Source organism: Mycobacterium sp. NGS41, assembly GCF_059812725.1.
Map to the genome: position 1 here is coordinate 52763 of NZ_JCALDF010000010.1, position 25917 is coordinate 78679.

Annotated in this window: 24 protein-coding genes, 2 pseudogenes and 2 riboswitches; of the genes and pseudogenes, 12 read left to right on the plus strand and 14 right to left on the minus strand. The window is 66.1% G+C overall.

The window, feature by feature from the left end:
* Window positions 1-626: 626 nt before the first annotated feature.
* Window positions 627-2945, plus strand: a pseudogene (locus AC5Y21_RS11930) (cation-translocating P-type ATPase); the annotation flags it as partial.
* A 19-nt stretch (window positions 2946-2964) separates the two neighbouring features.
* On the opposite strand, the gene AC5Y21_RS11935 reads toward AC5Y21_RS11930, so the two are convergent.
* On the minus strand, window positions 2965-3195 hold the full coding sequence (locus tag AC5Y21_RS11935; protein WP_499912657.1) for an Rv1535 domain-containing protein: 231 nt from the start codon (window positions 3193-3195) through the stop codon (window positions 2965-2967).
* Window positions 3196-3258: 63 nt separating this feature from the next.
* Between AC5Y21_RS11935 and AC5Y21_RS11940 the strand changes: the two genes are divergently transcribed.
* Window positions 3259-3534: a hypothetical protein gene (locus tag AC5Y21_RS11940; RefSeq protein ID WP_499912483.1), complete on the plus strand. Its 276-nt coding sequence runs from the start codon at window positions 3259-3261 to the stop codon at window positions 3532-3534.
* A 5-nt stretch (window positions 3535-3539) separates the two neighbouring features.
* Here the strand turns inward: AC5Y21_RS11940 and AC5Y21_RS11945 are convergent, their stop codons facing one another.
* The gene (locus tag AC5Y21_RS11945; RefSeq protein ID WP_499912485.1) at window positions 3540-3941 is read right to left on the minus strand and encodes an STAS domain-containing protein; all 402 of its coding nucleotides are present in this window, start codon (window positions 3939-3941) and stop codon (window positions 3540-3542) included.
* Between the two features lie 107 nt (window positions 3942-4048).
* On the minus strand, window positions 4049-4690 hold the full coding sequence (locus tag AC5Y21_RS11950; RefSeq protein ID WP_499912659.1) for a PAS and ANTAR domain-containing protein: 642 nt from the start codon (window positions 4688-4690) through the stop codon (window positions 4049-4051).
* Window positions 4691-5000: 310 nt separating this feature from the next.
* A riboswitch (TPP riboswitch) is annotated at window positions 5001-5111 on the plus strand.
* On the opposite strand from AC5Y21_RS11950, the gene thiC reads away from it, so the two are divergent.
* From thiC to AC5Y21_RS11965, 3 genes are all read left to right on the plus strand, one after another.
* On the plus strand, window positions 5101-6759 hold the full coding sequence (gene thiC / locus AC5Y21_RS11955; RefSeq protein ID WP_499912486.1) for a phosphomethylpyrimidine synthase ThiC: 1659 nt from the start codon (window positions 5101-5103) through the stop codon (window positions 6757-6759). It overlaps the preceding riboswitch by 11 nt.
* Complete coding sequence (thiD, locus tag AC5Y21_RS11960) at window positions 6756-7586, plus strand: bifunctional hydroxymethylpyrimidine kinase/phosphomethylpyrimidine kinase (protein WP_499912488.1); 831 nt, start codon at window positions 6756-6758, stop codon at window positions 7584-7586. Before thiC ends, thiD begins: the two co-directional genes overlap by 4 nt.
* On the plus strand, window positions 7583-8197 hold the full coding sequence (locus tag AC5Y21_RS11965) for an alpha/beta hydrolase family protein (protein WP_499912489.1): 615 nt from the start codon (window positions 7583-7585) through the stop codon (window positions 8195-8197). The genes thiD and AC5Y21_RS11965 overlap by 4 nt, the downstream gene beginning before the upstream one ends.
* Here the strand turns inward: AC5Y21_RS11965 and AC5Y21_RS11970 are convergent.
* On the minus strand, window positions 8115-9386 hold the full coding sequence (locus AC5Y21_RS11970) for a TetR/AcrR family transcriptional regulator (protein ID WP_499912661.1): 1272 nt from the start codon (window positions 9384-9386) through the stop codon (window positions 8115-8117). The two genes, AC5Y21_RS11965 and AC5Y21_RS11970, sit on opposite strands and share 83 nt — an antisense overlap.
* Window positions 9387-9584: 198 nt before the next feature.
* Here AC5Y21_RS11970 and AC5Y21_RS11975 point away from each other — a divergent pair, with 198 nt between their 5' ends.
* The gene (locus AC5Y21_RS11975; RefSeq protein WP_499912491.1) at window positions 9585-9809 is read left to right on the plus strand and encodes a hypothetical protein; all 225 of its coding nucleotides are present in this window, start codon (window positions 9585-9587) and stop codon (window positions 9807-9809) included.
* Between the two features lie 41 nt (window positions 9810-9850).
* The gene (locus AC5Y21_RS11980; protein ID WP_499912493.1) at window positions 9851-10201 is read left to right on the plus strand and encodes a hypothetical protein; all 351 of its coding nucleotides are present in this window, start codon (window positions 9851-9853) and stop codon (window positions 10199-10201) included.
* A 7-nt stretch (window positions 10202-10208) separates the two neighbouring features.
* Here the strand turns inward: AC5Y21_RS11980 and AC5Y21_RS11985 are convergent, their stop codons facing one another.
* The 5 genes from AC5Y21_RS11985 to AC5Y21_RS12005 all read right to left on the minus strand — a co-directional run bounded on the left by AC5Y21_RS11985 (window position 10209) and on the right by AC5Y21_RS12005 (window position 15633).
* A complete protein-coding gene (locus AC5Y21_RS11985) occupies window positions 10209-11702 on the minus strand; it encodes a neutral zinc metallopeptidase (protein WP_499912495.1) in 1494 nt (497 codons plus the stop codon).
* 134 nt (window positions 11703-11836) lie between these two features.
* Window positions 11837-13318 (minus strand): M28 family peptidase, encoded by a 1482-nt coding sequence (locus AC5Y21_RS11990; protein WP_499912496.1) that lies wholly within the window; start codon window positions 13316-13318, stop codon window positions 11837-11839.
* Window positions 13315-14811, minus strand: coding sequence for a M28 family metallopeptidase (locus AC5Y21_RS11995; protein ID WP_499912498.1), 1497 nt, complete (start codon window positions 14809-14811; stop codon window positions 13315-13317). Before AC5Y21_RS11995 ends, AC5Y21_RS11990 begins: the two co-directional genes overlap by 4 nt.
* A 56-nt stretch (window positions 14812-14867) precedes the next feature.
* A complete protein-coding gene (locus AC5Y21_RS12000; RefSeq protein ID WP_499912500.1) occupies window positions 14868-15293 on the minus strand; it encodes a DUF2752 domain-containing protein in 426 nt (141 codons plus the stop codon).
* 13 nt (window positions 15294-15306) lie between these two features.
* Window positions 15307-15633, minus strand: a complete 327-nt coding sequence (locus tag AC5Y21_RS12005; RefSeq protein WP_499912502.1) for a CD225/dispanin family protein — start codon at window positions 15631-15633, stop codon at window positions 15307-15309.
* 391 nt (window positions 15634-16024) lie between these two features.
* Here AC5Y21_RS12005 and AC5Y21_RS12010 point away from each other — a divergent pair, with 391 nt between their 5' ends.
* Window positions 16025-16525, plus strand: coding sequence for a serine/threonine protein kinase (locus tag AC5Y21_RS12010; protein WP_499912504.1), 501 nt, complete (start codon window positions 16025-16027; stop codon window positions 16523-16525).
* Between the two features lie 76 nt (window positions 16526-16601).
* Here the strand turns inward: AC5Y21_RS12010 and AC5Y21_RS12015 are convergent, their stop codons facing one another.
* The 4 genes from AC5Y21_RS12015 to thiO form a co-directional block, all read right to left on the minus strand.
* Window positions 16602-17360 carry an SGNH/GDSL hydrolase family protein gene (locus AC5Y21_RS12015; RefSeq protein WP_499912506.1) on the minus strand — a complete coding sequence of 253 codons (759 nt, stop codon included), beginning with the start codon at window positions 17358-17360 and terminating at the stop codon, window positions 16602-16604.
* Entirely contained in the window at window positions 17357-18061 is a 705-nt protein-coding gene (locus tag AC5Y21_RS12020; RefSeq protein WP_499912663.1) for a thiazole synthase, read from the minus strand. The genes AC5Y21_RS12015 and AC5Y21_RS12020 overlap by 4 nt, the downstream gene beginning before the upstream one ends.
* Before the next feature lie 103 nt (window positions 18062-18164).
* The gene (gene thiS / locus AC5Y21_RS12025) at window positions 18165-18389 is read right to left on the minus strand and encodes a sulfur carrier protein ThiS (protein WP_499912508.1); all 225 of its coding nucleotides are present in this window, start codon (window positions 18387-18389) and stop codon (window positions 18165-18167) included.
* Window positions 18386-19390, minus strand: a complete 1005-nt coding sequence (gene thiO, locus AC5Y21_RS12030; protein ID WP_499912510.1) for a glycine oxidase ThiO — start codon at window positions 19388-19390, stop codon at window positions 18386-18388. Before thiO ends, thiS begins: the two co-directional genes overlap by 4 nt.
* Window positions 19380-19490: riboswitch (TPP riboswitch) on the minus strand. It overlaps the preceding gene by 11 nt.
* Before the next feature lie 28 nt (window positions 19491-19518).
* Between thiO and thiE the strand changes: the two genes are divergently transcribed.
* Window positions 19519-20214 carry a thiamine phosphate synthase gene (gene thiE / locus AC5Y21_RS12035; protein ID WP_499912511.1) on the plus strand — a complete coding sequence of 232 codons (696 nt, stop codon included), beginning with the start codon at window positions 19519-19521 and terminating at the stop codon, window positions 20212-20214.
* A gap of 42 nt (window positions 20215-20256) precedes the next feature.
* Here the strand turns inward: thiE and AC5Y21_RS12040 are convergent.
* Window positions 20257-20754 (minus strand): annotated as a pseudogene (locus AC5Y21_RS12040) (NUDIX hydrolase); the annotation flags it as partial.
* 273 nt (window positions 20755-21027) lie between these two features.
* Between AC5Y21_RS12040 and glnX the strand changes: the two are divergent.
* From glnX to AC5Y21_RS12055, 3 genes are all read left to right on the plus strand, one after another.
* Complete coding sequence (gene glnX, locus AC5Y21_RS12045; RefSeq protein WP_499912514.1) at window positions 21028-22347, plus strand: protein kinase G-activating protein GlnX; 1320 nt, start codon at window positions 21028-21030, stop codon at window positions 22345-22347.
* Window positions 22347-23333 (plus strand): glutamate ABC transporter substrate-binding protein, encoded by a 987-nt coding sequence (locus tag AC5Y21_RS12050; RefSeq protein WP_499912515.1) that lies wholly within the window; start codon window positions 22347-22349, stop codon window positions 23331-23333. The genes glnX and AC5Y21_RS12050 overlap by 1 nt, the downstream gene beginning before the upstream one ends.
* A gap of 86 nt (window positions 23334-23419) precedes the next feature.
* Entirely contained in the window at window positions 23420-25651 is a 2232-nt protein-coding gene (locus AC5Y21_RS12055) for a serine/threonine-protein kinase PknG (RefSeq protein WP_499912665.1), read from the plus strand.
* Window positions 25652-25917 lie beyond the last annotated feature (266 nt).

Sequence of the window (25917 nt, forward strand, 5' to 3'; positions counted from 1 at the left end):
ACGACATCCGGCCCCTCAAAAGCGGGACTACCAAGTCCATCGACGACGCGCTGGCCGGCACGGTAACCGACCTGCAGCAGGCCGGCCGGACGGTGGCCGTATTGTCATCGTCTGCCGCGCAAGCGATTTCGTCCGCGAACCTGGCGCTGGGTGTGATGCCGAAGCAAGGCGCACCACCTTGGAATGCCGATCTGCTGTTGCCGGATCTAACGGCTGCCTGGCGGGTCCTGCACGCGCTGCCCGCGGCCAAAACCGCGACTCAGCGCGGCGCAGGGATTGCGGCCGGCGCCACCGCGATGGGCTCGCTTTTCATGATTCCGGGCGTCCGGGGCAATCTGGGATCCGAGACGGTCAACGTCGGCGCGGCGGCCGGGCTGCTCTCGGGCTATCTTCTCGCCCGCGGAATCCTCAATGCCGACACTCCACGCCCGGCAGAGGTGCACGAATGGCATGCAATGTCGGTCGAGCAGGTCCGCAAGACCCTTCCCGAGGTCCTGGCCGACGAGCACACCACTGACCAGCCATATCGGCGGGGCGGCACGCAACCGTCCCAGACGCCGATGCAGGCGCTCTGGCAGCTTGCCAAGGCAGTGCGGGCCGAACTGTCCGACCCACTGACCCCGGTGATGGCGCTCGGCTCGGCTGCCAGCGCGATACTCGGTTCGCCCGTCGACGCGGTGCTGGTCGGCACGGTGCTGACCGGCAACTCGATCCTGGCCGCCGCCCAGCGGCTGCGCGCCGAAAAGCGGTTGAGCCATCTGCTGGCCCTGCAGATCCCGCCGGCGCGCAAGGTGATCACAGGTCGCGACGGCGAGCGGACATATATCGATGTCGATGCCGTGCACCTGCGGCCCGGCGATGTGATCGAGGTGCGCACCCATGAGGTGGTGCCCGCCGACGCCCGGATCATCGACGAGGTCGACGTCGAGGTCGACGAGTCGACGCTCACCGGCGAGTCGCTGTCGGTGGACAAGCAGGTCGAGGCCACGCCCGGCGCCCCGCTTGCCGAGCGTCGCTGCATGCTCTTCGGCGGCACCACAGTGGTGGCGGGCACCGCGGTCGCGCTGGTGACGGCGGTCGGCGCCGACACCCAGCAACGTCGCGCCGCCGATCTCATCTCCGGTGAGCTGTCGTCGGACATCGGCCTGCAGCACCAGCTCGGCCAGCTCACCACACGGGCACTCCCGGTCAGCATCACCGGCGGCGCGCTGGTCGGCGCGCTCGGACTGGTGCGCCGCATCCCGTTGCAGCACGCGGTGTCCAGCGCCATCGCCATCGCGGTCGCCGCGGTCCCCGAAGGCATGCCCCTGGTGGCGACGCTGGCGCAAGCTGCCTCAGCCCGACGACTGACGAAGTTCGGTGCGCTGGTTCGTGTTCCGCGGTCGGTGGAGGCGCTCGGCCGCATCGAAGTGGTCTGTTTCGACAAGACCGGAACGCTCAGCGAGAACCGGCTACGGGTGTCGGAGGTTCGCCCGGCGTCGGGCGACTGGGCCGCCGGAAAAACGGAAGACGCCTTGAAAGCGGAGGTGTTGCGTTGTGCGGCGCACGCCGCGCCGGCGACCAAGGGCGGCGTGCAGGCGCATGCGACGGATATCGCCATCGTCGAGGGCGCTAGCGCGGCGGGCGCGTTCGCCGAGGGTGATGACACGCCTGTCGCCCACCTCCCGTTCCGCTCCGGCAGGGCTTTCTCAGCGTCGGCGACGGGCAGAGAGCTGACCGTCAAAGGCGCACCCGAAGTGGTCCTGGCCGCATCGGGCAATGACAAGTTGATGGACAGCACTGTCGCTGAAATGGCTGCCCGCGGGTTGCGGGTTATTGCCGTGGCGCAGCGCACACTGACGGCCAAGCAGGCCGAGGCAATAAAGGAAAACCCCGACGACATCGCCGAGTACTGCCAAGACGGGTTGACCCTCACCGGATTCCTCGGCTTGTCCGATACCCCGCGCCCGCAGTCCGCCGGCCTGATCACAACCCTGCATGAGCAAGGGGTGGGCATCAAACTGATCACCGGCGATCACCCGATCACCGCGAAGGCCATTGCCGCGGAGCTTGGCCTGTCAGTGAGTCCCGAGCAGGTCATCACCGGCGCGGAATGGGATGCCCTGTCGCGCAAGGACCAAGAGCACGTCGTGACCGAACGGGTGATATTCGCCCGGATGACACCGGAGAACAAGGTGCAGGTCGTCCAGACGCTGGAGAACGCCGGTGTGCGGACCGCGATGGTCGGCGACGGGGCCAACGACGCCGCGGCCATCCGGGCCGCCACGGTCGGGGTCGGCGTGGTCGCACACGGCAGCGACCCGGCCCACCTGGTGGCAGACGTGGTGCTGATCGACGGCCGTATCGACGCACTTCTGGAAGCGGTCGAAGAAGGGCGCCAGCTCTGGCGACGGGTGCAGGCAGCCGTTTCGGTGCTGCTCGGCGGCAACGCCGGTGAGGTGATCTTCGCGATCATCGCCAGCGCGATCACCGGGACTTCGCCACTGAACACTCGCCAGCTGCTGCTGGTCAACACGATGACCGACGCGCTGCCGGCCGCCGCCCTCGCGGTCAGCAAGCCACGCAGCACGGTGGATCCCAAACTGCGCGGCGTGGATCAGCCTGCGCTGTGGAACGCCGTCGCCATCCGCGGCGTCGCTACAGCTGCAGCAGCGACCGCGGCATGGGCAATGGCGGGCTTCAACGGGCCCCCCGGGCTCACCGGGCTGACCGCGTTGACCGCGCTGCCGCAACGCGCATCCACCGTGGCTCTGGTCGCGCTGATAGGGGCCGAATTGGGCCAGACGCTGCTCGAGTCCCAGGCGCCGATGGTGGTACTCACCGCGCTGGGCTCACTTGCCGGTGTGGGGATCTTGATCAGCATTCCCGGCGTCAGTCAGCTGTTCGGCTGCACCCCGCTCGGCCCGCTCGGATGGGCCCAGGGGCTGGGCGCTGCCACCGCCGCGACCATCGGCGTGGCCGTCTTCAGCCGGGTGTTCGACGCCCCGAAGCAACCAGACGACCATCCTCAGGATCCTCCGCCTCGCCAGACGGCTCCCGCCCCGACGCGCGACGAGGAGGAGCCTCCCGCTGAGTCTCCACAATCTCCACCACGCCCGCGCGCCACAACAGCGCATAAAGTTGCAGCAACGGGGCATTCAGCAGCGACGCGATCGGCGAAATCAGCGGATCGGCCAGTTGGTCGGTCCTCGACATATGTCCCACGGTGACCGCACGATCGGGCTCGGTGGCAAACCCTTAGTTACCGAAAGGGAAATGATGGCGGAAAAGAAGACGCGACAGTCGACGTCACAGCGTGACGCCGTGCAGCAGATCCGCGAGGGCGAAACCTTCGCCATGAAATTGCCGGTGGTCGGTCCGGTGGAGATACCGCGGCCCGAGCAAATCGCCTACTACGCCGGTCTGGCCGCTTTGGCCGCGTTCGAACTCATCGACTGGCCGGTCGCATTGGTCATCGCGGCCGGGCACATCTTGGCGAGCAACCATCACAACAAGCTCCTGGAGGAGCTCGGCGAGGCGATGGAAGAGGTCTGACCAGGTCAGCCGGCGTATCCGCGTTCATCGTCGTCCCCAGGGTCGACGAAAGGTTTGACGCCCCGTAACGCGTCGGACAGCGTCCGGTAGATGTCAAGAATTCGGTCCAGCTCGGTGACCTCGATCGGTTGCAGCACCTGACCGTTGCTGGCCACCAGCCGAACAGCCGTCCCGGTCGCCGTACCTTGCTGGTGGCTGTCGAGCACCGCGTTCAATCCGGCGCTTCCGAAGAAGCTCACCTGCTCTAAGTCGACAACCAGAAGCCGGGCCGGGTGAGCTTTCGCCATATCCAGCGCGTCGAGCAGGTTACCGGTCAGTCGCTCGACCACGCTGGAGTCGACATCGCCCTTGACGCGCACGACGACGGCGTCCTCGCGGGCCTCATGGTCGATTTCCAACCAATCCATTGCGTTTCTCCGCTTCGAATGCGTGAAATCAGGCCGGTGGACGACACGCGGGGCCCGAGCCGCGCAGCGTCCAAAACAGATGGGGCTTATGAAGCCTAATGCGCCAGTCAGCCGGCGTCAGCACCGATGCGTTCGTGCACCGTAAGCAGCAGGTGATCGAACCTGCTCTGGGTAGCAGCCGACATGGGTGGCAGGGCCGGCACTTCTGCGACCAGTTGGGCCGCCAACGCGCGCAACTTGACATTCGTCTCCTGCGATCGCCACTGCAGAACACGGAACGCCTGATCGGCGCTGACGCGGTAGACGGCCATCAGCACACCCTTGGCTTGTTCGATCGCGGCCCGGCTCTCGAACAGATCCGGCAGGGCATCGTCGAGCACTTCCTGGCGGGTCTCATCGAAGGCGTCGGTGAGGTCGATGTAATGGCCGGCGGTGCCCACCACCGCTCCCGAGCCGTCGCGCATGCGGTCGGCCACCACGATCGCGTCGTGCACATTGCCGGCGGTGTCGAGGAACCGGTGCCGACTCGAAAACGACTCCCCCGACCGCAACGCGTAGTCGAGCAGATCCTGGACGTGCGCGCGGTCCTCCGGGTGCTTGTGCGACAGCAGCAGCTTGGTTGTCGGCACCACTGAGCCGGGTTCGTACCCGTGCATCCGCGCTACCTCGTCGGACCACTCCCAGCGCTGGCCCACGAACCAAAAGCGGAAGCTTCCGACGTTCAAGTAGGTGCCGCTGTGGCCAACCACCGCGTGGTGCTGGTCGCGCTCGGTGGGTGCGCCTTCCTTCGCCGACTGTTGCACGTTTTGAATCATCCCACTCTGCGACGGGACGGGCTACTAGCAGAGCGAAGATCCCAGTAGTTCTCAAGTTGCCTGATCGCCATCGCAGCGCTGCTGCGCTAGCGTGGGTGACAGCTCGGCGACAATGCGGATCGCATCGCGATCCGAGGAGGAGCCGGGCAATGGAGTACAGCTCGGCGACAATGCGGATCGCATCGGGGCCCCAGCGTCGGCCAGGGGACGATCCGAGGAGGAGCCGGGCGATCAAGAGAGCCCAACCAAACCACGCGGGAGCGCACGCCGAGTGCGCTGAGAGGACGGCTCGGGGCCGTCGACCGTAGGAACCTGACCGGGTAATGCCGGCGTAGGGAGATGAAATGACTGATGTTCTTTCCAAGACCGTCGAGACCGTCGAGACCGTCGGCCCCGAGGTGACCACCGGACCGATCGCGGGTAGCAGCAAGTCGTACCGCGACGTGTCGGGCCCGGACGGGGTGCGTCTGCGCGTGCCGTTCCGGCGGGTGCACCTTTCCACCGGCGACAACTTCGACCTTTACGACACCTCCGGGCCGTACACCGATTCCGATCCGGTGATCGACTTGGCGGCCGGGTTGCCGCCGCGACCCGGGCTGGTCCGCGACCGCGGCACTCAGCTGCAGCGCGCCCGCACCGGCGAGATCACCGCCGAGATGGCTTTCATCGCCGCCCGCGAAGACATGCCCGCGGAGTTGGTGCGCGACGAGGTCGCCCGCGGCCGCGCGGTCATTCCGGCCAACCACAACCATCCCGAGATCGAGCCGATGATCATCGGTAAGGCCTTCGCGGTCAAGGTCAACGCGAACATCGGCAACTCGGCGGTCACGTCGTCGATCGCCGAGGAGGTCGACAAGATGGTCTGGGCCACCCGCTGGGGTGCCGACACCATCATGGACCTGTCCACCGGCAAGAACATCCACGAAACCCGCGAGTGGATCCTGCGCAATTCGCCTGTGCCGGTCGGCACGGTGCCGATCTACCAAGCGCTGGAGAAAGTCAAGGGCGATCCAACCGAGCTGACGTGGGAGATCTACCGCGACACCGTGATCGAGCAGTGCGAGCAGGGCGTGGACTACATGACCGTGCACGCCGGGGTGCTGCTGCGGTATGTGCCGCTGACCGCCAAGCGGGTCACCGGCATTGTCAGCCGCGGCGGGTCGATCATGGCGGCCTGGTGCCTGGCCCATCATCAGGAGTCGTTCCTGTACACCAACTTTGACGAGCTCTGCGACATCTTCGCACGCTACGACGTCACCTTCTCACTCGGCGACGGACTGCGGCCGGGGTCGATCGCCGACGCCAACGACGCCGCGCAGTTTGCCGAGCTGCGCACCCTGGGCGAACTGACCGCGATCGCGAAATCCCGTGGGGCACAGGTGATGATCGAGGGCCCCGGGCATATCCCGATGCACAAGATCGTGGAAAACGTGCGGCTGGAAGAGGAGCTGTGCGAGGAAGCGCCCTTCTACACGCTGGGTCCGCTGGCCACCGACATCGCGCCGGCCTACGACCACATCACCTCGGCGATCGGCGCAGCCATCATCGCCCAGGCCGGTACCGCCATGCTGTGCTACGTCACCCCGAAGGAGCACCTGGGGCTGCCGGATCGCAAGGACGTCAAGGACGGGGTGATCGCCTACAAGATCGCCGCGCATTCAGCCGACCTTGCCAAGGGTCATCCGCGAGCGCAGGAGCGCGACGACGCGTTGAGCACGGCACGTTTCGAGTTCCGCTGGAACGACCAGTTCGCATTGTCGCTGGACCCGGACACGGCACGGGAATACCACGACGAGACGCTTCCGGCCGAACCCGCCAAGACAGCGCACTTCTGCTCCATGTGCGGGCCGAAGTTCTGCTCGATGCGGATCACCCAGGATGTGCGGGACTACGCCGCCAAACACGGCCTCGATAGCGAGGAGGCGATCGAGGCCGCCATGCAGGACAAGTCACGCGAGTTCGCCGAGCACGGCAACCGGGTGTACCTGCCTCTGACCCAGTGAGTTTCCTGCCGCTACCGCCGGCGGGCAGCACGCCGCTGCGGGTGCTGACCATCGCGGGGTCGGACTCCGGAGGCGGCGCGGGCATCCAGGCCGACATGCGCACGATGGCGTTGCTCGGTGTGCACGCGTGCGTCGCCGTCACTGCGGTCACCGTGCAGAACACGATGGGAGTCAAAGGCTTTCACGAGGTGCCCGACGATGTGGTCGCCGGCCAGATGGAAGCCGTCGTCGGCGATATCGGCATCCAGGCCGCCAAGACCGGCATGCTGGCGTCGTCGAGCATCATCGCAGCGGTCGCCGCCACCTGGCGTCGGCTCGAATTGACGGTTCCGCTGGTCGTCGACCCGGTGTGCGCGTCCATGCACGGAGACGCGCTGATGGCCCCGTCGGCCCTGGATTCGCTTCGCGGCCAACTGTTTCCGCTGGCCACGCTGGTAACGCCGAACCTGGACGAGGTGCGACTGATCGTCGATATCGAGGTTGCCGACTCGACATCGCAGCGCGACGCGGCGAAAGCCCTGCATGCGCTGGGCCCGCGGTGGGTACTGGTCAAGGGCGGGCACCTGCGGTCGTCGCAGCACAGCTGCGACCTGCTCTATGACGGGACCGACTTCTACGAGTTCGACGCGCAACGGATAGTCACCGGCAACGACCACGGTGGTGGTGACACGCTGGCAAGCGCAGTGGCATGTGCGCTTGCGCACGGGCACACCGTGCCCGCCGCGGTCGCTTTCGGGAAGCGATGGGTCACCGAATCGCTACGCGCCGCCTACCCCCTGGGTCATGGCCACGGCCCGGTGTCCCCACTGTTCCGGCTGGGCTTGTGATTCTCGACGAGATCGCAGGTGTCGTGCACGAACCTGATGGTGTCCCCCGTGGCGTAGTCGTGCTGACCCACGGCGCCGGCGGTAACCGCGATTCTAAACTGCTGCAACAGGTTTGCGACGAATGGGCACGCCGCGGCTGGCTGGCGGTGCGCTACAACCTGCCCTATCGCCGGCGCCGACCGAAAGGTCCGCCGTCAGGTTCGGCGGCCGCCGACCGGGCGGGCATCGTCGAGGCGATCGCGTTGTGCCGCACGCTTGGCGACGGCCCACTGATCGCCGGTGGCCATTCCTACGGTGGCCGGCAGACGTCCATGGTGGTAGCCGCCCACGAAGCAGCAATCGATGTCCTGACGTTGTTCTCCTATCCGGTCCATCCGCCAGGAAAGCCGGAACGTGGCCGCACCGAGCACCTGCCGGACATCACGGTGCCCACCGTGTTCACCCACGGCACGTCGGACCCGTTCGGGACGCCGGCAGAGGTGCGCGCTGCCGCGGAGCTGATCGCCGCACCGACCGAGATCGTCGAGATTACCGGCGCGCGGCACGATTTGGGGTCGAAGACCCTCGACGTCGCCGGTCTTGCTGTCGAAGCGGCGTTGCGTCTTCTCTAGCGGCTGGGTCGTCGCCGAACAGCGTAAGCTCCATCAGCTTCCGCACACACGCCTGGGTGTAGGCCGACTCGTCCGCTGTGCCATCCGGGTTCACCATGCGGCCCAGGTCGACCACCAGTGCCATCGCCGCGTGCACCAGAAACCGCGCCTGCATCGGCGGCAGCGCCGGCCGCGCCGCCGTCAGCAGCCGCACCCACGAGTCGATCGTCGACTGCTGGACGTTGTGCAGCAGCTTCTGGTCGGCCGGTGTCAGGTTCATTCGCTCGGTGTAGTAGACGGCGGCCAGCTCCGGGTTCGCGAACGACGTTGCCACGTAAGCATCGATCAGCAGGGTCAACGCCGGGCGGGGCTCGGTGAGCGCGCCCAGAACCGGCGACAGCTGCCCGGAGACCCGGTCGGCCGCGCGGCGCAATCCGGTCGCCAGGATCTCGCACTTACCGGAGAAATGGCGGTAGATCCCAGACACCGGCACACCGGCAGCCTTGGCGATCTGCGCCATGCTGGTCTCCGAATAGCCCCGTTCCTTGAACAGGGCCATCGAGGCATGCAGCAACGCTTCGTAGACGCCGGCATCCTCGGCGAATAGGCGCCACGACACCGGGCGGGGAAAGACATCTCCTGGCTGCGGCAGCTCGGCGCCGAGGAGCGCCGAGGCGGCTTCGGCCAGCAGCGCACGAATCTCGTCGGCAGGCAGCCGGGCCCCGTGGTCGACGATGCTGCCGATCACGCTGAGCACCGCCGCCGACAGCACCCACCGCTGGGTGGACACCAACGTCGGCCGAAGCTTCGTCAGCGGCTTCTGAATTCGCCGATTCACCGACTTGAGCTGATCGGTCAGCGTCGCCTGGTCCTCGGCCCGCAGATAGCGGGCCTGCCAGCGGTACAAGCCGCCGGAGTCGCGGTTGTCCAGGGTGAGGTCGACGAGAGCGGCAATCAGTTGATCCAGCATCGCCGCGGGGTCGTCTATTTCCTCGATGTCGGTGCAGTCGAGGAGTTGCTGGCTCAGGAGCAGGACGGCGGCGCGGAAGAGGTCGTATTTGCCCTCATAGTGCCGGTACAGCGCGGCCGCCGAAATCCCGACCTTGGCGGCAATGGTTTCCATGCTGACCGCGTGATACCCCTGCGCGCTGAAGGCCACAGCAGACGCGCGGGCGATCTGCGCCTTGCGGTCCTTTGGCCGCCGCCGAATCCCGGCTACCTCTGGTAAGCCGGTCGGGACCGCTGGCGTCGACACCGCTTCACCATAGCCCCGACGAAAGCCTCCCAAACCTGGGGCAACCTTTCGCACTGCCGGAATCTCCATTAACATAATGAGGAGTCGACGGACTCGCTCCAAGATTCCGCAGACCCATGACGGCCTCCGATGGCGCCAGCCGAAAGGACGCACATGCTGCAGAAAGTTCGCCAGGTGCTCGACTACGAGGTCACTATTGGCCAGCTCATCATCATCGGATTGGTGATCGGCACACCGTATCTGCTGATCGGCACCATCTGGTCGTCAACGCATACCGAGCATTTGAACCAAATGCACGGCGCCGACATGGCGGTGTCCTTCCTGGGTTCGATCGTGTCGTGGCCGGTCCTGCTGTTTGCGAACGTCTGCATGACGTGAGCGCGGGTGGTTGAATCTGTAGTTAACATCCAGGAGAAGCTATGACTCATCGTCAGATGTACATCGGAATCGCCGGGGTGCTACTGGCGGGCCTTGGCCTGGCCGCCTTGCTGTACCCGGTCTACCTCAGTCACTACGACATGTACGGCATCAGGATCAACTGCGGCAACGGATTCAACTCCGAAATCGGCCAGGCCGCCGAGACCCACGGTCAGGAGTTCGTCGCGCAGTGCGGCAACGCGGTGCTGGTCCGCCGGCTCTGGGCTATTCCTGTCGTTGCCATCGGTTGGATGCTGGTCACCGGGTTTCTGGTGATGTGGGTTCACAACTACCACGAACCCACGGAGCCGGCGCACTACGTTCCGCACCCGGAGATCGCCCGACACCCGTGACGGGTAGCTATCCGGGATACCGCGAGTAGCACGCATCCATATTGCCGACCACCCCACCGCGAAACGCCGCTATCCGAGTGAATCCGGCCGGCACGGTAGAACCGTCGGCGTCGCTGGCGACCAGGCGGTTGGTCAGCAGCCCGGAAACGGCCTCGTCGAGATCACCCGCCGTCAGCAAAAGCGACTTCTGGGAAGGCAGCTCGATGGGTTCGGCCATCTTCCGGTGTACGACACCCGTCAGGCAGGCGGTGCGCAGCGCGGTCCACGGACTCTGCATCGGTAGACCGCGTTCATGCTGTACGGCCAGTGCGTATCGCGACATCACGATCGACAGGGCGGTGTCGTCGCCCTGCGGCAGCGAGTGCTGCTTCATGCCGGCGACCTTCGCCAACGCAGCCAGCGAGGGTAGGTCGACCGTGATGGTGTTGGTGGCCGGACAGTAGGACGCCGGCGGGCTGGCCTTCGCATCAGAGCAGTCGGCCGGCTTGTAGGACAACGTGGGCGCTTGCTTGGGCGAGAAGACCTTGCCCAAGAGCTCCATCAGCGTCGATAAAGTGTCTTCGTTGATCGGGACCTCACCGGTCTCCTCGTCCCCGTTGGAGTCTCGCCGCAAAGTCTTCGGCAGGTCGCCGCGGCGCTGCTCGATTTCCTTCATGTCGATCTTCGCGCAGGCCTCGGTGCCCGTGATGAACCCCATCTGGAAGGCACTGACCCGGTCGAGTGCCGATCCGTGTTCGTCGTCGTTCGGCGTATCGGAGTCCATTACGGGGTCACGGGTCGTGATGACTCCCGCCAGCACATGGTCGAGGCCGTCAGCCGTGCTCAGCGTGAAGCGCTTCGACTTGCCATCTGCCACATTGAACAGGTAGACGCCGGCGAAGCAATCGGCTTGCTGCTCCTTGACGATGGTCTTGGTAGTTCTGTTCACCAATTTGGCCATGTATTGCAGGGCGTGCCCGAACTCGTGCGCCAACACACCATTGACGGACATATCGCCGAAATACTTTTGCGCGGCGAGCATGAAGTCACCGCGGTCCCAGGCGATCAAGTTGCAACGCGAGGTGTAGAAGGCGTTGGGCATCTTGTAGGTCTGGTTGTGGCAGATGATCGGGCTTCTCGGGCTGGTGGAGTCGTAGGAGACGTACTTGTCGAGCGGCTTGAAAGATCCTTTCAGCGATCCGTTGTAGTTCGCCTTCCAGAACTCCTCGATGTCGTTGAGGGATAGCAGCGACAACTTGTCGATCGGCCCGTTGTTGGTGTTGACCACCGTGCCAGTCGGGGCGGGTGCGTTCGAGCGGGCGCCGCTCGGCCCGTTGGTCGCCGGCAGGCCCCCGACCCGGAACGGGTCGTTGAGCATCGACAGTGCGCGCCCGTCGACGAAAGTGGTGCATCCTGCCACCACGAGTGTGGCCGCGGTGCAGGCGAACGCCGCTCGCACACCGATTGCCGCACGAGAACGACCGTCCCGCAACCGACGTTGCTTCCGCGCGCGGCTATTCATTGACCAACCCCGTCCCGACGGCTTGCCCAGCAAACTAAGGAACCCCATCTTAGAACGAACGCTTGACGCCGGTGGCACAAACCAATGCAGCAGCCAACAGAGACGGCACGATCCGGCCACGGGGCCCGAGCAGCTCACGGCATCCGGGGGCGATGCCGCTTGTCGCGGGGTGGCACTCCGTTGACTCCTTTGATCGACTCCGCGTAGCTGCCCACCGCGAAGGCCAACCCAGAACCCATGACCGCCAACGCTTCCCGATCGATGTTGTCGACGGTGTCACGGGGGCTCTGGTAGTTCGGGTCGAACCAGACCCCGGCCTGGCCGCCCCAGAGCCGTGCCTGCACTGTGGTTTTCGGGTTCGAGGCGCCGGTGTTCATGCCCCCGATCGGCACACCCGCGACCAGAAACGGATGGTAATCGGTCCTGGTGTTCAATGGCATGTCGGCCGGCCGCTTCCCGGCCAAGTTCAAATAGCCGGCCAAGGTGCGCTCGATGCCGGCGGAGCCTTCGGGCACATCCGAAGCCGCCACACCGGACCCCGGCGGACCGGACTGATCGCCGTCGTCGGTGAAAAAGCCGGCGTTCGGGGAACCCAGCATGTCGAAGTTCAGGTACAGGGCGATGTCGTTGAGTCGTTCGCGGTCCAAGCCGAAGACATAATCCATCGCGCCGTTGAGCCCGTCCTCCGCGGCTCCCCAGAAAACGAAACGAACCGTGTTGGTCACTGGCGCCAACGGGCCCATCTGCAGCGCAGTTTCCAGCACCGCGGCCACCCCGGACCCGCCGTTGTTGACGCCCGGACTGTCACGCGCGCTGTCGAGATGCGTGCCGACCATCACCACCTCGTCCGCCTTGCCGGTTTTGGTCTGCGCCAGCACGTTTCGCGAGGTGACCTTGCGGGTCTCGGCGTCCAGCACCAGTCTGACCGGTGCGCCGGCGCGCCCCAGCGCGGCGCCACCGCTGGCCCCGACGACCGCGACGGGCAGGGTCAGCTCGTTGTAGTACCCGGGGTTGAACAGCGTCCGCGGAGCCCCCGCACCGTTGGGCTGACTGATGACGACGAGCGCTACGGCGCCGCGGGCCCTCGCGCTGTCCTGTTTGACCACCACCGAGCAGCGGCTGTCGTCGACGACTGCGATCGCACCCTTCGGCACCACGGCCGAGTAGTCGGCGGGCTCGCAGCCGGACGGCTGCACGGGCCGGACCGGCTGGCCGGTCACCCCTCCTGGTGGCGTCCGGACCAGCAGTGACGCTTGGTCCACCTGATAGCTGCGACCGGCGACCGTCAGCGACGGCTTCCCGGGCGATACGGTGAACAACCTTTCGAATTGCGGCGTCGACACGTCGAAACCTCTGGCACGCAACGCCTTCGCCACGTAGTCGACGCTCGCGTCGAAGCCCGGTGTGCCCTGCGCGCGGTTCCCTTTGTTGGCGTTGGCGATATCCTGCAGCGCGTGCAGGTGGGTGAACATCCGGTCCGCGGTCACTTTTGCGGCCAACGCATGACCCAGATCCGGCGCCGCCGGCGGTGGCCCGAGCCGCTGCGACGAACACCCCGCCAGCAGCCCAGTTGCCAGCAGCACCGCGCACAGGCCCCGGACTATCGCCGGCATCATGGCTTGTCGAGCACGTGCCGCGTACGGTCCTCCATTACCGGAACGCCATTTCGCCCGCTGAGATTCTGCGCGTACAGCCCCACCACGCAGGCCACGCCGCCGCCTTGGATACCCAAGGAGTTGCGGTCAATGTGTTCGAGAGTGTCACCTTTTTGGTGATAGTTGGGATCGAACGGCTCGCCCGCGGCCCCGCCCCACAGCTTGGCCTGCTCTTCGGACTTCTTGTTTTCGGCGCCAGAGAACAGGCCGCCCGATGGGATACCGGCCAGGGTGAAGCCGTCGTAGTCGGAACGGCCGTCGAACCCGGTGTCTTGCGCGGTCTTGCCGGCTGCCTTCAGGTAGGCGACAAACGTGCGTTCGATGCCGGCCGAGCCTTCCGGTACCACCGGTTGGCCGCGATCCTTGGCCGGCAGCGATTGGTCCCCGTCATACGTGAAATAGCCTGGGTTGGGCGAGGCGATCATGTCGAAGTTCATGTACAGCGCAATGTGTTTGAGCGCGTCGAGGTCCAGTGACTCGACGTAGTTCCGCGACCCGATCAGTCCGAGTTCCTCTGCACCCCAGAAGCCGAACCGCACCGCGTTGTGCACGTGCGGCGAATTGCCCAGTTGCACCGCGGTTTCCAGGACCGCGGCTACCCCGGAGCCGTTGTCGTTGATGCCTGGTCCCGCAGGCACGCTATCCAGATGCGCGCCGAGCATCACCACGTCGTTGGTCGACCCCGTCTTGGTCTGCGCGATGATGTTGTTGGCTGTGATGTTTTGGCTTTTCGCGTCGACCTTGATGGTGGCCGGGCCGGCCAGTCCGCGCAGCAGCATCCCGTCAGACTTGGTGACGCCGACCACCGGGATCTTGACATCGGTGTTGGCCCCCAACGTGCCGCCCATGCGTTCCTCGTCGCGGTCGTCGACGACGACCATGCCCACGGCGCCGCGCTGCACCGCCGCCTCCTCCTTCTCCGAAAAATGGCACTTGCCGCGATTGACCAGCACCACCGCCCCTTTCGCCGGCAGCCCGTCGTAATCGGACGCCGTGCAGCCGGGGCTGTCGTCGGCGGGCGCGGCCACCAGCGGACCGGTTACCCCTTCCGGTGGAGTACCGAGACTGAACTCGAGCGCACGCGCCTCCAAGGTCTTACCGCCCACCGCAAGCGAGCCCTTTTCGGCGTGGAACACTTTGGCGGAAAACTCAGGCGTTTGCACGTCAAAACCACTGTCGCGCAACACCTTCACCACATAATCGACGCTGGCTTTATACCCGTCGGTACCCACCGCGCGGGTGCCGTTGTTAGCGTTGGCGATGTCCTGCAGCTTCGACAGATGCTTCATCATCGCGTCGGTCGTAACTTTGTCGCGCAACGCGGAGGCGAACTGGGCGGCGGCCGGATCGCCATTCGGATCCGTCGCCTTCTCTTTCCCATGGAGGCAGCCGGTCAGAAACAAAGTGAGAGCGACCACGGCGAGCAGCGCCGGCGTCTTTGATTTGTTCAGCATCGCGCCCAAGGTTAGCCGTTCGGGACCCACCCCTGATAGCCCTGGCTCAGACACGCTCAGACAAACAATCCGCTGAATGGCGGAAACGGAATGTTGCGCACCACAAACCACGCCACCGTCAGCACCAGTGTCACCGCCGCCGCCCAGCGCTGGTGCTGCCAACTGGTGATCCGCCGGCCCTGCAGGCGGCCGTAAGTCCAAGCCAGGTACGCCCACACCAACAGCGCCACCGCCACCAGGCCCAGAGCGTTAAACCTGGCGGCGGCCAGCAGATTGCCGTGCATGAGTGAATACAACATCCGCAGGCTGCCGCAGCCGGGACAGTCGATACCCAGCAGAGCCTTCGTCGGGCATACCGGCAGCGGACCGTGCGGGGTGGTCGGATCACCCAGCCAGATGGCGGCACACGCCAACGTCGCCGATGCGGCCACCAGCAGTGGCGCGCCCAGACTCCGGGGCATCAACCCTTGGCGGGTCACCATGAGTGCGCCCTGCTTAGAGCATCGCCGCGAGCATCGCGTTGGAATTCGAAGCGACCGCTAACAGCAACACGTTCAGCGCCACGATGGCAACCACCAAGATGACCCAGGCGATGACCGTCCACTTCACCCATTTCTTCGCGGCGTCGGCGGCCGCCTGCGCCTCGGCGTACTGACCCTGTACCCACAATCCGTTGACCTGGCTGGACTTGACGATCGCCACAATGCCGGTGATCGGGAAACAGAACAACGTCACCAGAATGGACCACACCAGGTAGTTGTCCGGCATCTGCCCGGGCGGCGGCTGCGGCGGGTACCCGGGCTGTGGTGGTTGTTGTGTCATGGATTCTCCGGTCATTAGAAGCTAGCTGGCGTGAAACGGTGCTTACCATACCCGAGCGTTGTCATGGCGGCATCCTTAATCACAAATCCCGTTGCGGCATTGGCCTGGCGGTGTGACAGGGACCGCTGACGCCGTTTGTGACGATCTCCCCGCGCATAAGCAAACTCAGCATGAATTATGTTGACTTCCTTGGTTTCTCGGCCGAACAAGCCTGGTGTGGACATTCCACGATTAATTCCCAGACAGATAATTTCTAGCGGAATATGTTGTATTACCAGGACATAGCCCTACGATGCCTTTAGAAAAGGCCCTGCTTCCGGTCAGAGGGGCAAATACACTCCTGGAGTCAGCACATCTGCACCGCGGGCCCGTCAACCGTAAGGAGTCAAAGATGTCTCATCTCACCAACGCGCTGCGAGCCGCAACGGCTGCAGTGCTCATGGGCAGCTTTGCCTGCCTCGGCACTGCCACCGCGAACGCAGACCCCAATGACACGCTCGCCGCCAATCTGTCCAAGGGCTACACCACCAGCAACTGCACTTCCCAGACGCCTCCCAGCGGTGTGCTCGCCGTCATGCAGTGCGGACAAAACTCCGACCCCAGCGGGCCAGTCTTTGCCAAGTATTTGCTGTTCAACAACAGCGCCGACATGTCCAGTTCGTTTACCAGCAGCATCGGCTCCGACACGCTGACCAATTGCGGAGACGCCAAGTCGCCCACCACCTGGCACCTGGGCAGCTCCAACGAGGCGGCGGGACAGGTTGCATGCGGGACCTATCAGAGCCAGGCCGAGGTCATCTGGACCACCGACGCCAAAAACGTGATGAGCCTTATCCGCGCATCCAACGGTGACACCGCGGCGCTCTACCAGTGGTGGCGCACCAACGGCTGAGCTCACTAGACCGAGCAGACGCAGAAGCCCCCGACACGCCGTGCGTGCGGGGGCTTTTGCGTCTGCTCGGCACCTTTCAGATCTGCGCGGAAATCAACTCCGCCACCGCGCGCATCCCGGCAGCGTTGGGATGCAGCGGCGCCGGCCGATACGGAAGAGGCACACCGGATCTCGTCGTCCAGGGATTAGCGGACCAGGCGTGGTGGTCTCTGCTGGCCGCCCCGGCCTGGACGACCTCGCAGTCCGTTGCCCTAGCGGCTTCGGCTGTGCGGGCTTCGAGTGCGGCGGCCAGGTGGCGGCCCAGGTCGGCATCGGCTTCCGATAGCGGCGGGGCGGGCTCGCCTGCGGGCGGCAACACGGTCAGGTAGTCCACAAACAGAACCCGCGCATCCGGGGCGCTCTGACGCAACGCCCGGCCGACCGCACACAACGAATCGAACACCTGGGCCAACGCCTGGTCACGCATGTCGCGGTCCAGCAGTTCGCGTATCCGATCACCGAGCAGGGGCAGGCGCCGCGCCAGGCGCGGTAACGCTGCGGCCATCAGCAACGGAATGTAGCCGACGTCGTTGCCGCCGATGGTGACCGTCACCAGGCTCTCCGAACCGTCCAGCGCCGCGATCTGCGGCGGCACCCCGTGCTGGCGATCGGTGAGTATGTGGGCGGTGGTCGCACCGGAATAGGTGACGTCGGTCAGATCGAGGCTCAAGTGTTCGGCGATTAGGTGCGCATAGTTGTGCACCGATCGGCCCGCTCGCCACGGCGACCCGGCAGCGCGCGGCCGAATTCCGGGACCGGCCGCCATCGAACTACCCAGGGCTACATAGCGTTTCATCGGTCTGGGCTGGATGCCTGCGCCCAAAAACGCTTCGGGATCCGTCCTGCCCGACGCGCCAGATAGCCCGCGGTGACGGCAGCGGCCATCGCCGCGGCCATGGCCGGCGGGTCGGCGGCCCGGGTCACCGCAGTGGCCAACAACACAGCGTCGCAACCCAATTCCATCGCCAGAGCCGCGTCGCTCGCAGTGCCGATCCCCGCATCGAGCACCACCGGAACGCCGGCCCGGGCCACAATCATCTCGATGTTGTGCGGGTTGGTGATACCAAGACCGGTGCCGATCGGCGCACCCAGCGGCATCACGGCTGCGCAACCGGTGTCCTCCAACCGGCGCGCCAACGCCGGGTCGTCGTTGGTGTACGGCAGGACCACGAATCCGTCGTCCACCAATTGTTCTGCCGCGCGCACCAATTCGACGGCATCGGGAAGCAGGGTGCGTTCGTCGGCGATGACTTCGAGCTTGACCCAATTCGTGTTCAGTGCCTCGCGGGCCAGCTGGGCGGTGAGCACTGCCTCGGCGGCACTGCGACACCCCGCGGTGTTGGGCAGCGGCGTGATGCCCAGCCGGTTGAGCAGATCGAGCAGTCCGGTTCCGCCTTCGGAGTCGACCCGGCGGATCGCGACGGTGGTCAGCTCGGTTCCCGACGCGGTGAGCGCCTCTTCCAGCACCGCTAGGTTGGTCGCTCCGCCGGTACCCATGATGAGCCGTGAGGCGAAGCTGCGGTCACCGATCGTCAGCTTGGTTTCCGTCCCGCGACGATGCGGGCCAGCATGGCCCGCTGAGGAGTGGGACACGTCAGACCTAGCCACCCTGCACCGCCGTCACCACCTCGAGTCGTATAGGCCCAGCGTGGCCAGAAAGGCCAAAAAGCCCAAAAAGCGTTGTCGTCCAGTCAGATCGCGGCAACAGTGCGTGATCCAGCGCCACGGCGATACCCCGCTCCGGAAAGCCCAACGACTCCAGCAGTGCCGCGACGGTTGTCTGGTCGTCGACCTCGACCTGTTTCTCGTTGACCAACACGATCATCGGTGCACCCCTACCGGAGCGAGTTCGGACATGATCTGTTCGGCCGTCCACGGTGCCAACAGAAATCCCGAGCGGCCGTGACCGGCGGCGACCAGGATCCGTGCGTCCAGGCGTTGCACGATTGGCAGATTATCGGGCGTCATCGGGCGCAGCCCGGCGGCGCACTCGGCCAGCTCGTATTCACCAAGCGCCGGCAGCACCGCACACGCATCGTCGAGCAGATCACGCACCCCGGACACGACGGGCGCGGTGTCGCGGCCGTGTTCGTACTGGGTGGCGCCCACCACCACGCCGTCGGACCGCGGCACCAGATACACCTGGCGTCCGTGCACTCTGGCACGAATTACCCTCTGCAGCAACGGCATACAGCCCTTTCGCCAGCGCAGCCGTAGTACTTCGCCTTTCACCGGGCGTACCGGCAGCCCGGGCCAGAGTGCCGGTGCGTCAATACCGTTGGCAATTACCACCGCGTCGTCGTCGAGGAAAGAAAGGTCGTCGACCGGCCCCGCCCACCGGACGCCAAGGCGCTCGCAGTCCATCGACAACGCGTCGAGCACCGCGCGGTTGTCCACCGCCAGTTCGGTAGGCGCGCGAAAGCCGTGCCGGATGCCCTGTGCCAGCAGCGGTTCGACGTCTCGCGCGGCCGACTCCCAAATCACCGGGTGCCCCTGTTCAGACAGCCACTCGGCGACGGTGTGCAAGTCTGCGACGTCGGCCTGGTCCACGGCCACTACCAGCGACTCGCGGGCGGTGATCACTTCGGGCGGCAGCCCCTCCAGGAAGCCGCCCTCGCGCCACAGCCGCAGCGACTCCAGTCCGAGCCTCAGCAACCGTTCCTCGCCCGGCCACCCTTCGCTGTGCGGGGCCAGCATCCCCCCGGCTACCCAGGAGGCGCCCCGCTCGCCGGTGCGGTGCACCCGAACGGACCATCCGTCCCGGGCCGCGCGCCGGGCGACCGCCAGCCCAATGACGCCGCCGCCGATAACGGCCAGAGACTGCATCCTCGCTCCCTTCGCCGGCATGACCCGGATCAGGTGTGACGGTAAGGGCGGCCGCGCCCACTCTCAGTCCCCGTTCGCCGGGACTCCCGTGCCTACAGGGTTCCACGCTAGCGCGCTACCGTCGCGGTGTGCACGAACGTCTTGCTCCCCGACTCGAGCAAGCGCGCCTGTACCTGTGCACCGATGCCCGCCGGGAACGCGGCGACTTGGCCGAATTCGCCGATGCGGCCCTGGCCGGGGGCGTCGACATCATCCAGCTGCGCGACAAGGGTTCGGTCGGTGAGCAGCGGTTCGGCTCGCTGGAGGCGCGCGACGAGCTGGCTGCGTGCGAAGTCCTCGCGGACGCCGCCCGCCGGCACGGCGCCCTGTTCGCGGTCAACGACCGCGCCGACATTGCCCGCGCGGCTCGGGCGGACGTGCTGCACCTCGGACAGGGCGACCTGCCGCTGGCGATGGCGCGGGAGATCGTCGGTCCGGACACCGTGATCGGCTTGTCCACCCACGACCCGGGTCAGGTGGCTCAAGCCTTGGGGGCCGCCGCGTCTGATGCCGACTATTTCTGCGTCGGCCCCTGCTGGCCCACCCCTACCAAGCCTGGCCGCGAGGCAGCGGGCCTACCGCTGGTACGGGAAGCTGCTCGGTTGGAAGCGGAGCTGAGCACTGGCAAACCCTGGTTCGCGATCGGCGGAATCGACGCACACCGGCTGCCCGACGTGCTGGATGCCGGCGCCCGCCGGATCGTGGTGGTGCGCGCAATCACCGCGGCCGAGGATCCCCGCGCAGCGGCCGAACGGCTCAGTTCAGCGCTTGCAGCAGCGAGCTGATCCGGGGACTCAGCTGCGCGGGTGGCCGCTGCCGCGCCGTTAGTCGCCGGTGTCGAGCGGCACGGTCGCCAGCGCCGTGCGCAACCGCGGCCAACTGGCGGCGAATCCGGGGTGCAATGGCAGGTCGGCCACCTTGTCCTCGCCGACCCAGCGCAACTCGGCGCTTTCCCGGTTGGGCAGGGTGTGTAGCTCTTCGTCGGCATCGGCGATCACCGTGGTGTAGCTCCACCGGGTGCCGTCCCGCCCGAACACTTCAGTCGTTTCCATCGTCGCCCGCACGACGAACCGCTCGGCCAGGAGTCCGGCTTCCTCGTGCGCTTCGCGGACCGCGGTCTCCTCCGGCGACTCGTGGCTGTCGCGGGCGCCACCCGGCAACCCCCAGGTGCCGCCCTGATGACTCCACACCGCCCGATGCTGCAGCAGTACTGCGGGCGTGCCGTCGGACCGCGGCGCTCGCAGCAACAATCCGGCCGCACCATATCTGCCCCAGTAGTGGATGCCGCTGTCGGAGATCACCCATCCGTCACCGTCGCCACGCACCAGTTCAGGATATGCGGGCGGGATCCCAGGGCGAACCAAACAGGTGGGCGAAGCCTGGTATCACGTTCGTCGAGACTTAAACCAGTGCGAACCCAGCCGGCGTGTCGTGTGCGCGGATTACGTGTCGGCGGCGGCGGGGACAAGAGATCAAGAGGCAAGGCAAATTGCGTCGGCCTCCCCCCATCGACGCGAACATTCTCTTAGAATTCGCTTATACGCCGAATTGGCTCCATACAGCTTCGTGAATAGCCGAGAGATGAGGTCCGAGCAGACGTGACGGTTGAGCTGGCGCACCCGTCGACTGAGCCGCTGGGGTCGAGGTCGCCTGCCGAACCCGCTCACCCACGCTGGTGGTTCGTCGCGACGACGCCGGGGCTCATCTTGACCATCGGCATCGTGCTGGCGGCTCTGGGTGTGTCCAGCGCGTTCGCCACGTCGACCACGGTCAATCACCGTCAGCAAGTGCTGACCACAGTGCTCAACCACACCGAGCCGCTGTCGTTCGCCGCCGGACGGCTCTACACCACGCTGTCAATCGCCGACGCGGCCGCGGCGACCGCGTTCATCGCCCAACCCGAACCGAGTTCGGTCCGGCAGCGCTACGAGCAGGCGATCACCGAAGCAGCGGTGGCGGTGACCCGGGCGTCCAGCGGGCTGACCGAAGAGCCGATGGTGCAACTACTGGGCCGGATCAACGCCGAATTGGCCGTGTATACCGGGCTTATCGAAATCGCGCGTACCAACAACCGGGCCGGCAACCCGGTCGGTTCGTCGTACCTGTCGGAGGCATCGGGGCTGATGCAAGGGAAGATCCTGCCCGACGCGCAGCGGCTCTACCAGGAGACGTCACACCGGGTGGATAGCGAGACCACCGCATCCACACATTTCCCGGCACCGGTGATCCTCGTCGTCTTCAGCACGATGGTCTTCGGCGTGTTCTCCCATCGGTGGCTGGCCCTGCGTACCAGGCGCCGAATCAACCCCGGCCTGGTAGTCGGCGCCCTGGGTATTGTCGTGATGGTGGTATGGGTCGGAACGGCATTGACGATTTCGACGACGGCCAGTAAGCGCGCCAAGGACACCGCCGCCGAGTCGCTCAAGACTGTGACCAACGTGGCGATCACCGCCCAGCAGGCCCGGGCCGACGAGACGCTGTCGCTGATTCGGCGCGGCGATGAAGAGATCCGCAAGCAAGAGTTCTCTCAGCGCATCGAAACCATGCACCAACAGATCGACGGATACATGTCGCGCAGCGACGCGATCGACAAGCCCGACCTGCAAGGCGCCGACCAGCTGCTGATCCGCTGGCGGCAGGCCAACGACCGGATCAACGCGTACATGTCGGTCGGCAACTACCGGGCGGCGACTCAGGTCGCGTTGGGTAAGGGCCTGGACGATTCCACTCCCGCTTTCGACAGGCTCGACGAGGCGCTGACCAAAGCGATGGACGAAAGCCGCACCCAGCTGCGCAACGACGTGCTCAACGCCCGCAGCGGGCTGGCCGGCGCCCAGGTCGGCAGCGTGGTGCTCAGTTTGGGCGCGGCCCTCGCGGTCGCCCTGGGTCTGTGGCCGCGGCTGAAAGAGTACCGATGATGACGCGCCTGCTTGGGGTCCGGCGGGCGTCATATCCCCTCGCAATACTCGCCGCGTCGGTCGTGCTGACCGGTTGCGTCCACCCGGAACCGCCGAAAGTGGCGCCGGTCCCGACCCTGTCGCTGCCCACGCCGGTCGGGATGCAAACGATGCCGCCGGAGCCGCCGCGGCCGGCAGACACCTCCGGTGAGGATTGCAATCCGACTGCCAGCCTGCGCCCCTTCCCCACCAAGGCGGAGGCCGACGCGGCGGTGGCCGATATCCGCGGGCGCGGCAGGCTGATCGTCGGACTCGACATCGGCAGCAACCTGTTCAGCTTCCGCGACCCGATCACCGGTGAGATCACCGGTTTCGACGTCGACATCGCCGGCGAGATCGCGCGCGACATCTTCGGTGCCCCGTCGCACGTCGAGTACCGCATCCTGTCGTCGGCGGAGCGCATTACCGCCTTGCAAAACTCGCAGGTCGACCTCGTCGTCAAGACCATGACCATCACCTGCAAACGGCGCGAGGCGGTGAACTTCTCCACCGTGTACCTCGACGCCAACCAGCGCATCCTCGCCCCGCGTGATTCGACGATCACCAAGGCATCCGACCTGTCCGGCAAGCGGGTCTGCGTCGCGCGGGGCACCACGTCGGAGGGCCGGATCCGCGAGATCGCGCCCCCGCCCACCATCGTGTCGGTAGTGAACTGGGCTGACTGCCTGGTGGCAATGCAGCAACGGGAGATCGACGCCGTCAGCACCGACGATTCGATTCTGGCCGGGCTGGTCGAAGAAGACCCGAACCTGCACATCGTCGGGCCGAATATGGCCACCCAGCCCTATGGCGTGGGGATCAACCGGGAAAACACCGGACTGGTCCGGTTCGTCAACGGCACACTCGAACGCATCCGTCGCGACGGGACGTGGAATACGTTGTACCGCAAGTGGTTAACGGTACTCGGTCCGGCACCCATGCCGCCTACGCCAAGGTACGTGGACTGATGGCCGACCGCCCCGAAAACACCGCGCAAGAGAGCTCGGAAGTGCAAGAGCAGGCAGCCGGAAGCGCGACCAGTCAGTCGGACGAGATGCCGGCCACGCAAGCCACTCAAGGCACCGGGGGGGACCCGCACCGTCCTCAGGCCACCCAAGCGCTGTTCCGGCCCGATTTCGACGATGACGACGACGAGTTCCCGCACATCACAGTCGGGACCAGGGACACCGAGCCGCAAGACCGGATGACGAGTGCCACGCGGGTGCTGCAGCCGGTCAGACACCTCGGCGGCGGCCTGGTAGAGATCCCGCGGGTCTCGGACATCGATCCGCTCAAGGCGCTGATGACCAATCCGGTTGTCCCGGAGTCCAAACGGTTCTGCTGGAACTGCGGACGGCCGGTGGGACGGTCCGGCAGCGAGGGTTCGCCTGGTCGGGGGACATCGGAGGGGTGGTGCCCGTACTGCGGCAGCCCGTATACATTCGTGCCACAGCTGAGTCCGGGCGACATCATCGCCGGACAGTACGAGATCAAGGGCTGCATCGCACACGGCGGCCTGGGCTGGGTGTACCTCGCGGTCGACCACAACGTCAACGACCGTCCGGTCGTGCTCAAAGGACTGGTGCATTCCGGCGACGCCGAGGCGCAGGCGATCGCGATGGCCGAACGGCAGTTCCTCGCCGAGGTGGTGCACCCGTCGATCGTGCAGATCTTCAACTTCGTCGAGCACGTCGACCGGCACGGAGATCCCGTCGGCTACATCGTCATGGAGTACATCGGCGGGCAGTCGCTCAAGCAGGGCAAGGGCGAGACGCTGCCGGTCGCCGAGGCGATCGCCTACCTGCTGGAAATCCTGCCGGCGTTGACCTATCTGCACTCCATCGGCCTGGTCTACAACGACCTGAAGCCGGAGAACATCATGCTCACCGAGGAGCAACTCAAGCTGATCGACCTGGGCGCGGTGTCGCGGGTCAACTCGTTCGGCTACCTCTACGGCACGCCCGGGTTCCAGGCGCCGGAGATCGTGCGGACCGGCCCGACCGTGGCCACCGACATCTACACCGTGGGACGCACTCTCGCGGCTTTGACGCTGAATCTGCGCACCCGCAATGGCCGCTACGTGGACGGGCTGCCCGACGACGACCCGGTGCTGGCCCGCTACGACTCCTTCGGCCGCCTGCTGCGGCGCGCCATCGACCCCGACCCGCGGCGGCGGTTCAGCACCGCCGAGGAGATGTCGGCGCAGTTGATGGGCGTGCTGCGCGAGGTGGTCGCCTGCGACACAGGGTTGCCCCGGCCGGGACTGTCGACGGTCTTCAGCCCGAGCCGCTCGACATTCGGAGTCGACCTGCTGGTCGCGCACACCGACGTGTATCTGGACGGCCAGGTGCATTCGGAGAAGCTGACCGCCAAGGAAATCGTGACGGCGCTGCAGGTTCCGCTGGTTGACCCGACCGACGTCGCCGCGCCGGTGCTGCAGGCGACGGTGCTCTCCCAGCCGGTGCAGACGCTGGACTCGCTGCGCGCGGCCCGGCACGGCAGTTTGGACGCCGAAGGCACCGACGTGTCGGAGTCGATCGAGCTGCCGCTGATGGAAGTTCGCGCGTTGCTGGACCTGGGCGACGTGGTCAAGGCCACCCGGAAACTCGACGACCTGGCCGAGCGTGTGGGCTGGCGGTGGCGGCTGGTCTGGTATCGGGCGGTCGCGCAACTGCTCACCGGGGATTACGACTCGGCGATCAAACATTTCACGGAGGTGCTGGACACCTTCCCCGGCGAGCTGGCGCCAAAACTGGCGCTGGCCGCCACCGCAGAGCTGGCCGGCTACACGGACGAACGCAAGTTCTACCAAACGGTGTGGGGTACCGACGACGGCGTGATATCGGCGGCCTTCGGATTGGCCAGAACTCTTTCGGCCGAAGGGGATCGGGCCGGCGCGGTGCGTACCCTCGACGAAGTACCAGCTACCTCAAGGCATTTCACCACCGCACGGCTGACTAGTGCGGTGACGCTGCTGTCCGGACGGTCGACGAGCGAGATCTCCGAGGACCAGATCCGCGACGCCGCGCGCCGCGTGGAAGCGCTGCCGTCGACCGAACCGCGCGTGCTGCAGATCCGTGCGCTGGTGCTGGGCGGCGCGATGGACTGGCTGCAGGACAATGAGGCCAGCACCAACCACATCCTCGGCTTCCCGTTCACCGACCACGGTCTGCGATTGGGCGTCGAGGCGTCGCTGCGCAGCCTGGCCAGGGTGGCGCCGACGCAGCGGCACCGCTACACACTGGTCGACATGGCGAACCGGGTGCGGCCCACTAGCACTTTCTAGTGGGCTTGGGCGTCGGCGTTGGGTTTTGCGGCTCGGGTTCGGCGTTGGGTTTGCGGCTCGGGTTTGCGGCACGGGTTCGGCGTTGCGTTTGCGGCTCGGGTTTGCGCGTGAATCGTCGGCGTTGGGCGTGAAGCGTCGGCGTTGAGCGTGAAACCTGGGCGGCGATCTGCTCTGAATCCCGCCCTACATGCACACCGAAAGCCGTAGCTTCACAACGAAAGCCGTACACTCACGCCCGATCCCGGGGACGTGAATCGTCGGCTTTG

What these genes read in the sequence shown, in the direction of transcription:
- AC5Y21_RS12020 (WP_499912663.1), bottom strand. Translation starts at nt 18,061, where the DNA reads ATGGGTACCGGCGGAGCGACCAACCTAGCGGTGCTGGAAGAGGCGCTC.
- AC5Y21_RS11980 (WP_499912493.1), top strand. Translation starts at nt 9,851, where the DNA reads ATGACTCATCGTCAGATGTACATCGGAATCGCCGGGGTGCTACTGGCG.
- AC5Y21_RS11935 (WP_499912657.1), bottom strand. Translation starts at nt 3,195, where the DNA reads ATGTCGAGGACCGACCAACTGGCCGATCCGCTGATTTCGCCGATCGCG.
- AC5Y21_RS12000 (WP_499912500.1), bottom strand. Translation starts at nt 15,293, where the DNA reads ATGGTGACCCGCCAAGGGTTGATGCCCCGGAGTCTGGGCGCGCCACTG.
- thiC (WP_499912486.1), top strand. Translation starts at nt 5,101, where the DNA reads ATGACTGATGTTCTTTCCAAGACCGTCGAGACCGTCGAGACCGTCGGC.
- AC5Y21_RS12015 (WP_499912506.1), bottom strand. Translation starts at nt 17,360, where the DNA reads ATGAAACGCTATGTAGCCCTGGGTAGTTCGATGGCGGCCGGTCCCGGA.
- AC5Y21_RS11985 (WP_499912495.1), bottom strand. Translation starts at nt 11,702, where the DNA reads ATGAATAGCCGCGCGCGGAAGCAACGTCGGTTGCGGGACGGTCGTTCT.
- AC5Y21_RS11945 (WP_499912485.1), bottom strand. Translation starts at nt 3,941, where the DNA reads ATGGATTGGTTGGAAATCGACCATGAGGCCCGCGAGGACGCCGTCGTC.
- AC5Y21_RS11975 (WP_499912491.1), top strand. Translation starts at nt 9,585, where the DNA reads ATGCTGCAGAAAGTTCGCCAGGTGCTCGACTACGAGGTCACTATTGGC.
- thiO (WP_499912510.1), bottom strand. Translation starts at nt 19,390, where the DNA reads ATGCAGTCTCTGGCCGTTATCGGCGGCGGCGTCATTGGGCTGGCGGTC.
- AC5Y21_RS11990 (WP_499912496.1), bottom strand. Translation starts at nt 13,318, where the DNA reads ATGATGCCGGCGATAGTCCGGGGCCTGTGCGCGGTGCTGCTGGCAACT.
- AC5Y21_RS12050 (WP_499912515.1), top strand. Translation starts at nt 22,347, where the DNA reads ATGACGCGCCTGCTTGGGGTCCGGCGGGCGTCATATCCCCTCGCAATA.
- AC5Y21_RS12055 (WP_499912665.1), top strand. Translation starts at nt 23,420, where the DNA reads ATGCCGGCCACGCAAGCCACTCAAGGCACCGGGGGGGACCCGCACCGT.
- AC5Y21_RS12005 (WP_499912502.1), bottom strand. Translation starts at nt 15,633, where the DNA reads ATGACACAACAACCACCACAGCCCGGGTACCCGCCGCAGCCGCCGCCC.
- AC5Y21_RS12010 (WP_499912504.1), top strand. Translation starts at nt 16,025, where the DNA reads ATGTCTCATCTCACCAACGCGCTGCGAGCCGCAACGGCTGCAGTGCTC.
- AC5Y21_RS11995 (WP_499912498.1), bottom strand. Translation starts at nt 14,811, where the DNA reads ATGCTGAACAAATCAAAGACGCCGGCGCTGCTCGCCGTGGTCGCTCTC.
- thiS (WP_499912508.1), bottom strand. Translation starts at nt 18,389, where the DNA reads ATGATCGTGTTGGTCAACGAGAAACAGGTCGAGGTCGACGACCAGACA.
- AC5Y21_RS11940 (WP_499912483.1), top strand. Translation starts at nt 3,259, where the DNA reads ATGGCGGAAAAGAAGACGCGACAGTCGACGTCACAGCGTGACGCCGTG.